This is a genomic window from Pararhizobium mangrovi (assembly GCF_006516965.1).
GTDB classification, from domain to species: domain Bacteria; phylum Pseudomonadota; class Alphaproteobacteria; order Rhizobiales; family Rhizobiaceae; genus Pararhizobium_B; species Pararhizobium_B mangrovi.
The window spans coordinates 52782-65616 of sequence record NZ_VHLH01000007.1; the positions used below are offsets into that span (position 1 = coordinate 52782).

Genomic DNA, 12835 nt, shown 5'->3' on the forward strand with positions numbered 1-12835 from the left:
ATGCTCCTGATCCGCTGCCCCTACTGTGAGGAAACGCTGCCGGAACTCGAATTCGTCTATGCGGGCGAAGCGCACATCGAGCGGCCGAAGGACCCATCGTCGCTCTCGGACGACGACTGGCGGGACTTCCTCTTCATGCGCTCGAACGTGAAGGGGCCGCACTTCGAGCGCTGGCGCCACGTGCACGGATGCGCGCGCTTCTTCAATGCCGTGCGCGACACGGTGACCGACCGTTTCCTCGCGACCTACAAGGCCGGTGAGAAGCGGCCCTCGCTGGCCGAACTGGAGAAGGCGGAATGACGACGCTGCGCGTTCCAAATGGCGGCCGGGTGCGCCACGACGAGCCGGTTGCGTTCACCTTCGACGGCAAGTCCTATACGGGCCTTCGCGGCGATACGCTCGCCTCCGCGCTTCTTGCGAACGGCGTGCATCTGATGGGCCGTTCCTTCAAGTATCACCGTCCGCGCGGGCCGGTCACCGCGGGTTCGGAAGAGCCGAACGCGCTCGTCGGCACGTCGCGCGGGAAGGGGCGCTCGGAGCCGAACACCCGCGCGACCATGCAGGAACTGCGCCACGGCCTGGTCGCGGAAAGCCAGAACCGTTCGCCGAGCCTGAAGTTCGACTTCGGCGCGGTCAACGATCGCCTGCATCCGGTGTTTTCCGCCGGTTTCTACTACAAGACCTTCATGTGGCCGAAGAGCTTCTGGGACCGGGTCTACGAGCCGGTGATCCGGGCGGCCGCCGGGCTCGGCACCGCGCCGAAGGAGGAAGATCCCGACACCTACGCCAACCGCTACGCGCATGTGGACGTGCTGGTCGTCGGCGCCGGACCCACGGGCATCGCGGCGGCACTGACGGCGGCAAAGGCCGGTGCCGGCGTCGTGCTTGTCGACGAGAACGCGGAGATCGGCGGAGCGCTGCTTTCCGATCCGTCGGTCGCGATCGAGGGCGAGCCGGCCTGGACGTGGCTCGCCGGCCGCATCGGCGAACTGGCGGCGCTCGGCGTCACGGTGATGACGCGTACGACGGCGATCGGCTACTACCACCAGAACATGGTCGCGCTCGCCGAGCGGCTGACCGACCATCTCGACGAGATCCCGCAAGGCGCGCCGCGCGAGCGCATGTGGCAGGTGCGCGCCGGTCAGGTGGTGCTGGCGCAGGGCGCGCTCGAAAAGCCGCTCGTCTTCAACGGCAACGACCGGCCGGGCATCATGCTCGCCGGCGCGGCGCAGACCTATCTGAACCGCTATGGCGTGCGCATCGGCGAGCGCGCTGCGATCGTCACCAGCCACGACAGCGCATGGTACACCGCCTTCAATCTCGCCGATTCCGGAACGGCGATCGCCGCGATCGTCGATACGCGCAGCCATCCGAACGCCGAGCTCCTGGGCGAAGCCCGCAGGCGGCAAATCCGCGTTCTCGTCGGCCATACCGTCGTCGCCACTTCCGGCCGGCTTCGCGTGAAGTCGATCACGGTCGCGCCGATGACCAATGGCAGGGTGGGCAAGAGCCAGACGATCGCGTGCGACTGCGTGGCGGCCTGTGGTGGATGGACGCCCTCGCTCCACCTCTTCTCGCACACCAAGGGCACGCTGCGGTGGGACGAGGCGAGCGCGGCCTTCTTTCCCGATCGCAAGAGCGAGGCCTGCGAGATCGCCGGCGCGGGCAGGGGATTGTGGGGATACGCGCCGGTCCTGGCCGACGGGGTCGCGGCCGGTACTGCGGCGGCTTCCTCATTCGGCCAGGAAGCCCGTGCCGTTGCACCCGGCGTGAAGGGCGACCGGCCGGGAACGGGTGCCAACCACGCCGTGCTCGCGACCAGCGTCAAGCCGGGCCGCGTTCGGGCTTTCGTGGATTTCCAGAACGACGTGACGGCGAAGGACATTCGCCTTGCCGTTAGCGAAGGCATGAAGTCGATCGAACACGTCAAGCGCTATACGACCAACGGCATGGCGACCGATCAGGGCAAGCTTTCCAACATCAACGGCCTGATGATCGCCGCCGAGACGCTCGGCAAGGCGCCGCCCGAGGTCGGCCTGACGACCTTCCGCCCGCCCTATACGCCGACGACCTTCGCGACCTTCGCCGGCTATCATCGGGGCACCCATTTCGAGGTGACCCGCAAGACGCCGATCGACGGCTGGGCGGACGAGCAGAGCGCCGTCTTCGAGCCGGTCGGCCAGTGGCGGCGTGCGCGCTACTATCCGAAGGCAGGCGAGGACATGGACGCCGCCGTCGAGCGCGAATGCCGGGCGACACGCCAGTCGGTCGGCATCTTCGATGCGACGACGCTCGGAAAGATCGAGGTCGCGGGACCCGATGCGGCCGAGTTCATGAACCGCGTCTACACCAATCCATGGACGAAGCTCGGCGTCGGCAAGGCCCGCTACGGCGTGCTCCTCGGCGAGGATGGCTTCATCCGCGACGACGGCGTCGTGGGGCGCGTTTCCGAAACGCTTTTCCACGTCACCACGACGACGGGCGGTGCCGCGCGTGTGCTGACGATGATGGAGGACTATCGCCAGACCGAATGGCCGGACCTTAAGGTCTGGCTCACCTCGACCACCGAACAGTGGGCCGTCGTCGCGCTGAACGGACCGAACGCGCGCAAGGTGCTGGAGCCGCTGACGGAAGGGCTCGATCTTTCCAACGAGGCCTTCCCGATGATGTCGCTCGCCGATTGCCGCGTCGCGGGGTTCCGGGCGCGCCTCTTCCGGCTGAGCTTCACCGGCGAACTCGGATACGAGGTCAACGTACCGGCGCGCCACGGCCTTGCGCTGTGGAAGGCGCTGATGGAGGCGGGCGAGCCCTACGACATCTGCCCCTACGGCACGGAAACGATGCACGTGCTGCGCGCCGAGAAGGGCTTCATCATCGTCGGCCAGGATACCGACGGCACGGTGACGCCGGACGATGCGGGGCTCGGCTGGGCGGTCGGCAAGAAGAAGACCGACTTCGTCGGCATGCGCTCGCTGAAGCGGCCGGATCTCGCCGCGACGGGCCGCAAGCAGCTCGTCGGCCTGCAGCCGGAGGATGGCTCGCTCCTGCTCGAGGAAGGCGCGCAGATCGTCGCCGATCCGGACAAGCCCGTGCCGATGCGCATGCTCGGCCACGTGACCTCTTCCTATCGTAGTGCCGCGCTCGGCCGTTCGATCGCCATGGCGCTTGTCGCCGACGGCCGGCAGATGATGGGCAAGACGGTCTATATTCCGATGCCGGACGGCACGCACAAGGCGACGATCACGTCCGCCAACGCCTACGATCCCGATGGCGAACGGGCGAAGATGTGAGGATGGAGCAGGCCATGACCTTTCATGCGCAGAAAAGGCCCGTCGCCGCTGCCGGCGCGGTGACCATCGAGGATCTCGCGCCGGAAGCGCGCTTTTCGCTGCGCGGCGACCCTGCCGATGCCGGAATCCTCGGCCGTACCCTCGGTGTCGACCTTCCGACTGCAATCGGCACGCGGAACGAGAAGGACGGGCGCACGGCGCTTTGCCTCGGGCCGGACGAATGGGTCGTGCTTGCCGGCGAAGCCGAGCGCGACGCGATCCTCGACGCCTTCGCCGCGATCGAGGCCGATACGCCGCATGCACTCTGCGACATCGGCGATCGCGAGGTTTCGGTGCGGATCGTCGGGCCGGACGCCGCGGCTCTGCTGGCGATGGGCTGTCCGCGCGACCTTTCGCACCTTGCCCCGGGGCGGGCGGTGCGGACCGTATTCGACGGCGTTTCGATCGTGCTATGGCGTGAAGCGGAAGAGGTCTACCGGCTGGATGCGTGGCGATCCTCCGCGCCCTATGTCCGCGAACTGCTCGAAACCGGGGTCGTGGAACTGCGCGCCGGGCTTTAAGCTCGGGGGGCACCTCCCGGACGAACGGAGAACGTCGATGATCCCCTCCATATTCGAGATCTTCAAGGTCGGGATCGGTCCATCTTCGTCGCACACCATGGGTCCGATGGTTGCGGCCGCGCGCTTTCTCGATGCGCTGCGGGCGCTTGCCGACACGCAGGACGGTTCCGGCAAGCCGGCTTCGGTCGCGGTTTCGCTGCACGGCTCGCTTGCGCTGACCGGGCGCGGGCACGGAACCGACCGGGCGGTCATGCTCGGCCTTTGCGGCGAGCGGCCGGAAACGCACGATCCGGACGCAGCCGGTGCGATGCTGACCGCGCTCGAAACCGATCGCCGGCTCACGCCGCCCGGCCTTCCGCCGCTCCGCTTCGACCCGGCGCACGACATCGTTTTCGATTGCGGACCGCCGCTTCCCGGCCACCCGAACGGCATGATCTTCCGCGCAGGCGACGATGCCGGAACCGCGCTTTTGGAAGTGACGTATTATTCCGTCGGCGGCGGCTTCGTCATGAGCGCGGACGAACTCGAACGCTACGACGTCGCCGACATGCGCGCGAACGATACGGGCGACGTGCCGTACCCGTTCTCCTCCACGCGCGACATGCTCGCGATGGGCGTCCGCTCCGGCCTTTCGATCGCGGCGATGATGGAGGCGAACGAGAAGGCGTCCGGCAGCAACGACGTCGAGAACCGGCTGGACGCGATCGCCGAGGCGATGGACGCCTGCATGGACCGGGGTCTCGCGCAGGACGGCATCCTCGCCGGCGGTCTGAACGTGCGCCGCCGCGCGCGCCAGCTCTACGAGGCGTTGCGCGCGGAACGTTCCGTCGGCCGATCCTCCCCGCACGCGGCGAACGAGTGGCTGAGCGTCTACGCGATGGCGGTCAACGAAGAGAATGCCGCCGGCGGCCGGGTCGTGACGGCGCCGACCAACGGGGCCGCGGGCGTGGTGCCGGCCGTGCTTCGCTACTGGCACGAGCAGTGCGACGGCGGCGACGTCGCGACGCGGCGCGTCTTCCTGCTGACGGCGGGCGCGATCGGCGGCATCATCAAGCGCAACGCCTCGATCTCGGGTGCGGAGGTCGGCTGCCAGGGCGAGGTCGGCAGCGCTGCCGCCATGGCCGCCGCGGGGCTCACCGCGGCGCTCGGCGGCACGAACGAGCAGGTGGAAAACGCCGCCGAGATCGCGCTCGAACATCATCTCGGCATGACCTGCGATCCCGCGAGCGGGCTCGTGCAGGTGCCGTGCATCGAACGCAACGCGCTCGGCGCGATCAAGGCCGTTTCGGCGGCAGCGCTCGCGCTTCGCGGCGACGGCACGCACTTCATGCCGCTCGACAACTGCATCCGGGTCATGCGCGACACGGGCCGCGACATGAACGTGAAGTACAAGGAGACGTCCACCGGTGGCATCGCCGTCAACCTGCCGGAGTGCTGATCGAGCGGTGTCGTCGCCGCGAATCAGATGCGCTTCGAGGTGAGCCAGTCCGCGAAGACCCGCGCCTTCGCAGAAGCGCGCGGGTGGACCTTCAGATAGTAGCAGTGCGGCGAGGGAATGCTTTGCGAAACGAGGTCGAGGAGGCGACCCTGTTCCACCTGCGGCATGACGAGCCCGTCCCATCCGAGCACGGCGCCGACGCCGTCCTGCGCGAGCTGCAGGGCGATCATGTAGTTGTTGACCGCAATGCGCTTGCCGGTCGGCGCGGGATGGCCGAGCTGCCTGAACCAGTCCGTCCAGCCCGTCCAGCGTGCCGCTTCCACGCCGGAAAGGTGGATGAGCGGAGCGGAAAGCAGGTCTTCCGGTTCCCTTATCTGGTGCGCTGCGGCATAGCCTGGCGATCCGAGCGCGCGCATCCGGTCGCGAAAGAGGAAATGGTGGTCGTTCTCGTCCTCCGGCAGGGCGCCGTAATGGACGCTGAGATCGGGATAGGCGCTGCCCGGAACATCGATGTCGCTGACGATCTGGGAGATGAGAATCTCCGGGTGGGATTTCCAGAAAGCCGCGATTTGCGGTGTCAGCCAGAAGGCGCTGATCGCCGTCGTCGCCTGAACGGTGACGTCTTCGGACTCCGATTGCCCGCGTACATCCGACACGGCATTCGATAAAGTTTGGAAACCGCGCTGTAATGCAACAAAAAGGTACGCGCCGATCTCCGTCAGCTCCACGCCACGGTGCTGCCTGCGGAAAAGCGTGCGTGCGAGTTCAGCCTCCAACCCCTTGATTTGATGACTGATTGCGGCCGGCGTCACGTTGAGTTCGACGGCCGCCGCCTTGAAGCTCGAATTCCGCGCAGCGGCCTCGAAACACAGGAGGCCCGTCATGGATGGAAGGTCGTAGGGCCGCTTCATGCGTCGCTTTCAAGCGCGTGGATGTCGGAAACCGGACAAGTAAAAAAAACTAAATCAACGTGAAAATTTATGCCATTGCGAGCATAGCTAGGCGTGCCTCATCCATGAAGTCAAGTAACCTCACCGCGTGGGACAACACCGATGACCCAGACCCTAGACGAACTTCTAGCCCATCGAGTTCCCGAATTTTCTCTTGAGCGGCCATTTTATACCGACCCTGAAATCTACGAGCGAGATCTCGAAACCATATACTACCGGGAGTGGTTATACGCCATTCCCGCATGCCAGCTGACGAAGACCGGCGCCTATACCCGTATCAAGGTCGGGGTCTACAACGTCCTTCTCGTCAAGGGCGGCGATGGTACAATACGGGCGTTCCACAATTCATGCCGCCATCGCGGCTCGGTACTGTGCCAGGCAAGCAACGGCCAGGTCGCAAAACTCGTCTGCCCGTACCATCAATGGACCTACGAACTCGACGGTCGGCTGCTATGGGCCCGCGACATGGGGGCGGACTTCGACGCGTCCAGGTACAATCTGCGCCCCGTGCATATGCGGGAGCTTTGCGGACTGATCTATATTTGCCTTGCCGACGAAGCGCCGGATTTCGACGCGTTCGCGGACCTCGCGCGACCCTACCTCGAAATCCACGACCTGAACCGCGCCAAGGTCGCGCACTCCTCGACCATCGTCGAGAAGGGCAATTGGAAGCTCGTCTGGGAAAACAACCGGGAATGCTACCACTGCTCGGGCATGCATCCCGCGCTCTGCCGCACCTTCCCGCTCGATCCGGAGATCGTTGCGGGGACCGCCGCACCCGGCCATCTGTCGCCGGCGATGACCGCGCATTTCGAGCGGTGCGTGGCGGCGGGCGCGCCAGCCGAATTCCAGCTCGGCGGGGAAGGGCAGTACCGTCTGGTGCGCATGCCGTTGCAGGCGGGTGCGCTCAGCTACACCATGGACGGCAAGCCGGCCGTCAGCCGTCCGCTCGGCCATGTCGGCCTGCCGGACGCCGGATCGCTGCTCAAGTTCCATTATCCCTCGACCTGGAACCATTTCCTGCCCGACCATGCGGTGACCTTCCGCGTCCTCCCGCTCGGCCCGGAGGAGACGGAAGTCACGACGACATGGCTCGTCGACCGTGACGCGGTGGAAGGCGTCGATTACGAACTCGACCGGCTGACGCAGGTATGGACCGAGACGAACGACGAGGATCGCCAGGTCGTCGAAGCGAACCAGCACGGCATCAACTCGCCGGCCTATCTGCCCGGTCCCTACAGTCCCGTGCACGAGACGGGCGTCGAACAGTTCGTCGATTGGTACGTGCGCACGATGCAGCGTTCGCACCACGTTCAGCTACTTGCAGCGGAGTAGGCCGATGACCATGCACGTGCAGCCCAAGCTCGCGTTCTGGAGCGACAACGAGCCGCTCGAATGCGTTTCGACGCTGCCCGAAGCGCCGGACGTCGTGACCTTCACCTTCCAAGCGCCGTCCGGTGCGCTGTTCTACTATCAGCCGGGCCAGTTCCTGACGCTGGAGCTGCCGTTGCCGGACGGGGTGATCTACCGCACCTACACGATCTCTTCGTCTCCTTCGCGACCGATGTCGCTGTCGATCACCGTCAAGGCCCAGAACGCTTCGATCGGTACGCGCTGGATGCTGAACAACCTGCAGGCGGGCATGCGCCTTCGCGCCATCGGGCCGTCGGGTTCGTTTTCCTACCTGAACTATCCCGCGCGAAAGCACCTCTTCATCTCGGCCGGATCCGGCATCACGCCGATGATGTCGATGGCGACCAACATGTACGATTCCGGTCGCGATCCCGACATCGTCTTCATCAATTGCGCGCGCCGGCCTTCGGAGATCATCTTCCGCGACCGGCTGGAGCACATGGCCTCGCGCAGCACCGGCATCGAGCTTGCCTGGGTCGTCGAGGGAACCGATCGATACCGCCCCTGGGCAGGGTTCAAGGGCATGTTCAACCAGCTGATCCTCGGCATCGTCGCCGCCGACTATCTGGAGCGCGAAGTGTTCTGCTGCGGGCCGGAACCCTTCATGCAGACGGTGCGTGAAGCGCTGGTCGGCCTCGGCTTCGACATGGACCACTACCACCAGGAAAGTTTCAGCGCGCCGTTGCCCGAGACCGGCGTCGTGCCCGAGGGCGTGACGCTCGACGAGGAAGGCAAGGCCGAGATCGAATTCGCGACATCAGGCATTTCGACCGAATGCCACGAGACGGAAACCCTTCTGGGTGCCGCGCGCGCCGCTGGCCTCGTCATTCCGTCCGGCTGCACCTTCGGCGTATGCGGCACCTGCAAGATACGCAAGCTCGAAGGGCAGGTGCACATGGTGCACAATGGCGGCATCACCGACGACGATATCGAGGCGGGCTACGTCCTCGCCTGCTGCTCGAACCCGATCGGCAAGGTCAGGATCGAGGCGTAGACGGGACATCCGCCCGTCGGTTCGGCGCAAGCAGGACCCCGACGGCCGGTTCTTCCGGGTCGGGGCGTGCCGCCTGTGCCCGGCGATATTCGCCGGGACGAAGGCCGCGTTCGGCGCGCAGCACGCGGCTGAGATGGGGAGCGTCGCAGAAGCCCGTCGAAAGGGCGACCTGCGTCACGCTGTCCTCGCTCGTGCGCAGGCGCTGCAAGGCCCGCTCCAGCCGCAGGTCCAGATAGACCTTCGCCGGCGTCGCCTCGACGTCCTTCAGGAACCGTCGTTCCAGGCTTCGACGGCCGATGCCGAGCTTCTCGCATATCTCGTCGATGGGGCGGGGCGTCTCGATGGTCTGCTGCATGTGCAGCAACGCCTTCTTGACGAGCGGGTCCTTCGGCTGGCGCGCGCTCTGCTGGCCCGGTTGGGGCTTTTCACCGCTGAGCGCCCCGTCGATCATCATGATGTTGAGGCTCTTGATCGCCGCCGAATGGCCGATGTGACGGTCGACGAGAAAGGCGGCCAGATGCGCCGCGCCGTGACCGCCCGAGCAGGTGAGCCGGTCGCGATCGACCACGAAGATCTGGTCGGAGACCGGGCGCTCGCGATCGAAGCGATCGACGAAGTCCTGATGGTGGAACCAGCTCACGCAGCAGCGATAGCCTTCGAGAAGGCCGGCTTCCTGCAGGATGAAGACGCCCGTGCACAGGCCGACGAGCGGCACGCTGGTTTCCGCCTGCTCGCGCAGGAAGGCGCGTTCCTCGCGCCCGAGCACGCTGCGGTCGCCGATCAGCCCGCCGACGACCACGATGTAGTCGTAGGTTCCCCCGCCGTTCAGGCGCCGGTCTGGCTGCACCTTGACCCCGCAACTCGAGGTCACGCTTTCGAGCGTATGCGAAAGCACGCTCCATTCGCACAGGATCGGCCGCGAGCGATCGGCCTCGTCCGCGGCCAGCCGAAGGACGTCGACGAAGTTCGCAAAGGCCGACAGCGTGAAGCGATCGGCGAGCACGAAACCGACGCTGAGGCGCTTCCTTGCGGTCGTCATGCGACCATCCTCACACCGCCTTCATCAGGCGTAGCGCATCGAAGATCGCGGCGTGCGTGTTGCGCGCCGCGACGGCGTCACCGATGCGGAAGAGCTGGTATGTGCCTTCGCGGTTGCGCACGATCTTCTGCTTCCGTCCCGCGACCAGGGCCTCGTAGTCGACTTCGCCCTCGTTGAGGGAGTCCGGGCGCAGGCCGAAATAAAGGTCGTCGAGCGGGCGCGTGCCGTGATTGACGATCACCTGGTCGACCTCGCGCTCGCGGGTGACGCCCCCATAGTCGCTGCCGAGGACGGCGTGCAGCATGTTGCCCTCGCGGCGCACCGCCTCGAGCTTCCAGGTTACCGTGAAGGTCACGTCGTGCTTTTGCAGCGCGCGCATCGCCGGGGTTAGCGACATGCCCATGACTTCGCTCGAGATCATCCGGTCGCGGGTCATGATCTCCACCTTCGCGCCGGTCGTGGCAATCGTTTCGGCCGCCTGCAGGGCGGCATAGTCGCCGGCGTCGTCGTAGATGAGGACGTTCGTTCCGGGTCGGGCGTCGCCCGTCAGGATGTCCCAGGCGGAAACGACGAGTGCGCCGCCTTCGCTGAGAACCTCGGTATCGGGCAGGCCGCCGGTTGCGACGACGACGACGTCCGGCGCTTCGGCGAGCACGGTTTCCTCGTCGGCGAAGCTGTTGAAATGGAAGGTGACGCCCATGCGGGTGCATTCTTCGAACCGCCACGCGATCAACGAGATCATCTCGTGGCGACGGGGCGTCTGCGCGGTGAGGCGGACCTGACCGCCGGGATCGTTCGCCGCCTCGTGGACGATCACTTCATGGCCGCGCTCGGCGGCGACACGTGCGGCCTCGAGCCCGGCCGGCCCGGCACCGACGACCACGACCCGCCGGCGCTTTTCGGCCGGAGCGACGACGTGCGGCTGCTCCAGCTCGCGTCCGCTTGCGGGGTTGTGCAGGCAGAGCGCCGCGCCGCCCTGATAGATGCGATCGAGGCAGTAGTTCGCGCCGACGCAGGGGCGCACGCGCTCTTCCTCGCCGCGCATGATCTTGGCTACGATATGCGGGTCGGCGAGGTGGGCACGCGTCATGCCAACCATATCGAGCTTGCCGCTGGCGATCGCATGGCGTGCGGTGGCCAGATCCTGGATCTTGGCGGCATGGAAGGTCGGGAAATCGGTCGCCGCACGGATGTCGCCGGCAAAATCGAGGTGAGGGGCGCTGCGCATGCCCTGCACCGGAATGACGTCGGTGAGCGCGGCATCGGTCGTCATGTTGCCCCGGACGACGTTGAGGAAATCCACCATGCCGCAGCTCTTGAGGCGATTGGCGATCTCCAGCCCCTCTTCGCGCACGATGCCGCCCGGAAGGCTTTCGTCGCCGCTGAACCGGATGCCGACGATGAAGTCGTCGCCGACCTTTTCACGCACGGCCTTCAAGACATCGAAGGTGAAGCGCATCCGGTTGTCGAAGCTGCCGCCATAGGGGGCTTCGAGTTCGTTGGTGAGCGGGGACCAGAACTGGTCCAGCAGGTGCCCGTAGGCGACGAGTTCCACACCGTCGAGGCCTGCCGCCTTCATGCGTTCGGCCGCGGCAGCATAGTCGCCGATGATGCGGGCGATGTCCCAGTCTTCCGCCACCTTGGGGAACGCGCGATGCGCCGGCTCGCGATCGTGCCCGGAGGAGACGATCGGCAGCCAGTCGCCGCCGTCCCACCGGGTGCGCCGTCCCATGTGGGTAAGCTGGATCATCACCGCGCAGCCGTGTTCGTGACACTCGTCGGCGATCTTGCGCATCCATCCGACCACCTCATCCTTGTAGGCAAGCACGTTGCCGAAAGCTTGAGGGCTATCGCGCGAGACGACGGCGGAACCGGCCGTCATCGTCAGCGCGATGCCGGCGCGTGCGCGCTCCACGTGGTAGGCGCGGTAGCGATCCTTCGGCATGCCGTCCTCGGTGTAGGACGGTTCGTGGCTGGAGATCATCAGCCGGTTCTTGAGCGTCAGATGCTTCAGTTGGAATGGCTGGAGAAGGGGGTCGTGCAGCATCGGAAGCTCCTTGCCGTTTCGACAAGGATTTCCCTAAATGTTCATTGGTGTCAAGTGAGAGTTCATCGATGTCCAATTCGTGTTGTGGCGGCGGTCGAACCCGGATAGGTTCCAACCCATGGATGAGCGAACGGCGACGACGAACGACACAAGACCGTCCGGCTGGCGAGGCTCGCGCGAGCTGTGGCTGGATGCCGCGAAGGACGCTTTCCTACAAAGCGGGCTCGAAGCGGTGAAGATTCAGCCGCTTGCCGCGCAGCTCCAGCTCTCGCGCACGAGTTTCTATTGGTTCTTCAGGGATCGGAACACATTGCTGGATGCTCTGCTTGAAGACTGGGAAACGAAGAACACGGGCGCTTTCGTCTCCGCCTGTGAAGCCTATGCCGATACGATCACCGAGGCGGTGCTCAACCTCCTTTCGGTGTTCCACGAAGAGGCGGTCTTCGAACCGCAGATGGATTTCGCGATCCGCGGCTGGGCGCACCAGTCGGAGGACGTGATGGGCCGCGTCAATATCGCCGACGAGCGGCGGCTCGATGCCATCCGCGCGATGTTCGAACGCTTCGGCTACGAGGGCGACGAGGCGGACGTGCGCGCGCGCACCGTCTATCTCGCCCAGATCGGCTACATCTCCATGCAGGTCAACGAGACGCAGGCGACCCGAATGGCCCGCGTTCCCGCCTACGTGAAGACCTATTCCGGCTACGCGCCGACGGAGCGCGAAATGGCCCGCTTCCACTCACGCCACGGCTACGTCTCTTCCATGAAGAGAGTTTCGCTTTGACCAACGCCACCGCATGGACGCTTCCCGATCGCGACAACCATGCGTCGACCGGATTGGGGCGCTCAACGTCACACCTGTGGCGATCTTTGGATCGCCGGAGTAACATCCTGAAATTCCCGCAGGAAATCCTAGACAAAATAGAAACTTAGCGAAACGTCCCCGTCGAGACAGATGAGCACCGTTGCCCTTATGCTACTTGCACGCGACGTCGGGCGCAGGTAGAAAAGGCCGGGCTTATTGAGGATTCGAAGGCCGACAGCGGCCGTGCCGACCGATCGCCGTTTGGTCGGAAAAGGGCTCCTTTAAGAACGCACGAACGT

The 12835-nt window shown here is 65.6% G+C and carries 10 protein-coding genes; 7 read left to right on the plus strand and 3 right to left on the minus strand.

Annotated features, from left to right (window positions below):
- The 4 genes from FJU11_RS05755 to FJU11_RS05770 are packed head-to-tail and all read left to right on the plus strand — an operon-like array spanning nucleotide 1 to nucleotide 5288.
- Complete coding sequence (locus FJU11_RS05755; RefSeq protein WP_141166081.1) at nucleotides 1-300, plus strand: sarcosine oxidase subunit delta; 300 nt, start codon at nucleotides 1-3, stop codon at nucleotides 298-300.
- Nucleotides 297-3290, plus strand: a complete 2994-nt coding sequence (locus tag FJU11_RS05760; protein ID WP_141166082.1) for a sarcosine oxidase subunit alpha — start codon at nucleotides 297-299, stop codon at nucleotides 3288-3290. The genes FJU11_RS05755 and FJU11_RS05760 overlap by 4 nt, the downstream gene beginning before the upstream one ends.
- 14 nt (nucleotides 3291-3304) lie before the next feature.
- Nucleotides 3305-3850: a sarcosine oxidase subunit gamma gene (locus tag FJU11_RS05765; protein ID WP_141166083.1), complete on the plus strand. Its 546-nt coding sequence runs from the start codon at nucleotides 3305-3307 to the stop codon at nucleotides 3848-3850.
- A 37-nt stretch (nucleotides 3851-3887) separates the two neighbouring features.
- A complete protein-coding gene (locus FJU11_RS05770) occupies nucleotides 3888-5288 on the plus strand; it encodes an L-serine ammonia-lyase (protein WP_141166084.1) in 1401 nt (466 codons plus the stop codon).
- 23 nt (nucleotides 5289-5311) lie between these two features.
- Here FJU11_RS05770 and FJU11_RS05775 read toward each other — a convergent pair whose 3' ends face one another.
- Nucleotides 5312-6199 carry a LysR substrate-binding domain-containing protein gene (locus FJU11_RS05775; protein ID WP_141166085.1) on the minus strand — a complete coding sequence of 296 codons (888 nt, stop codon included), beginning with the start codon at nucleotides 6197-6199 and terminating at the stop codon, nucleotides 5312-5314.
- 141 nt (nucleotides 6200-6340) lie between these two features.
- Between FJU11_RS05775 and FJU11_RS05780 the strand changes: the two genes are divergently transcribed.
- The gene (locus tag FJU11_RS05780) at nucleotides 6341-7573 is read left to right on the plus strand and encodes an aromatic ring-hydroxylating oxygenase subunit alpha (protein WP_141166086.1); all 1233 of its coding nucleotides are present in this window, start codon (nucleotides 6341-6343) and stop codon (nucleotides 7571-7573) included.
- 4 nt (nucleotides 7574-7577) lie between these two features.
- The gene (locus FJU11_RS05785; protein WP_141166087.1) at nucleotides 7578-8645 is read left to right on the plus strand and encodes a hybrid-cluster NAD(P)-dependent oxidoreductase; all 1068 of its coding nucleotides are present in this window, start codon (nucleotides 7578-7580) and stop codon (nucleotides 8643-8645) included.
- On the opposite strand, the gene FJU11_RS05790 is transcribed toward FJU11_RS05785, so the two are convergent.
- Nucleotides 8629-9684, minus strand: coding sequence for a GlxA family transcriptional regulator (locus tag FJU11_RS05790; RefSeq protein WP_141166088.1), 1056 nt, complete (start codon nucleotides 9682-9684; stop codon nucleotides 8629-8631). The two genes, FJU11_RS05785 and FJU11_RS05790, sit on opposite strands and share 17 nt — an antisense overlap.
- Nucleotides 9685-9694: 10 nt before the next feature.
- The gene (locus FJU11_RS05795; RefSeq protein WP_141166089.1) at nucleotides 9695-11731 is read right to left on the minus strand and encodes an NADH:flavin oxidoreductase; all 2037 of its coding nucleotides are present in this window, start codon (nucleotides 11729-11731) and stop codon (nucleotides 9695-9697) included.
- Nucleotides 11732-11849: 118 nt separating this feature from the next.
- On the opposite strand from FJU11_RS05795, the gene FJU11_RS05800 reads away from it, so the two are divergent.
- Nucleotides 11850-12515, plus strand: coding sequence for a TetR/AcrR family transcriptional regulator (locus FJU11_RS05800; protein ID WP_141166090.1), 666 nt, complete (start codon nucleotides 11850-11852; stop codon nucleotides 12513-12515).
- Nucleotides 12516-12835 lie beyond the last annotated feature (320 nt).

What these genes read in the sequence shown, in the direction of transcription:
- FJU11_RS05790 (WP_141166088.1), bottom strand. Translation starts at nt 9,684, where the DNA reads ATGACGACCGCAAGGAAGCGCCTCAGCGTCGGTTTCGTGCTCGCCGAT.
- FJU11_RS05765 (WP_141166083.1), top strand. Translation starts at nt 3,305, where the DNA reads ATGACCTTTCATGCGCAGAAAAGGCCCGTCGCCGCTGCCGGCGCGGTG.
- FJU11_RS05775 (WP_141166085.1), bottom strand. Translation starts at nt 6,199, where the DNA reads ATGAAGCGGCCCTACGACCTTCCATCCATGACGGGCCTCCTGTGTTTC.
- FJU11_RS05780 (WP_141166086.1), top strand. Translation starts at nt 6,341, where the DNA reads ATGACCCAGACCCTAGACGAACTTCTAGCCCATCGAGTTCCCGAATTT.
- FJU11_RS05795 (WP_141166089.1), bottom strand. Translation starts at nt 11,731, where the DNA reads ATGCTGCACGACCCCCTTCTCCAGCCATTCCAACTGAAGCATCTGACG.
- FJU11_RS05760 (WP_141166082.1), top strand. Translation starts at nt 297, where the DNA reads ATGACGACGCTGCGCGTTCCAAATGGCGGCCGGGTGCGCCACGACGAG.
- FJU11_RS05800 (WP_141166090.1), top strand. Translation starts at nt 11,850, where the DNA reads ATGGATGAGCGAACGGCGACGACGAACGACACAAGACCGTCCGGCTGG.
- FJU11_RS05755 (WP_141166081.1), top strand. Translation starts at nt 1, where the DNA reads ATGCTCCTGATCCGCTGCCCCTACTGTGAGGAAACGCTGCCGGAACTC.
- FJU11_RS05785 (WP_141166087.1), top strand. Translation starts at nt 7,578, where the DNA reads ATGACCATGCACGTGCAGCCCAAGCTCGCGTTCTGGAGCGACAACGAG.
- FJU11_RS05770 (WP_141166084.1), top strand. Translation starts at nt 3,888, where the DNA reads ATGATCCCCTCCATATTCGAGATCTTCAAGGTCGGGATCGGTCCATCT.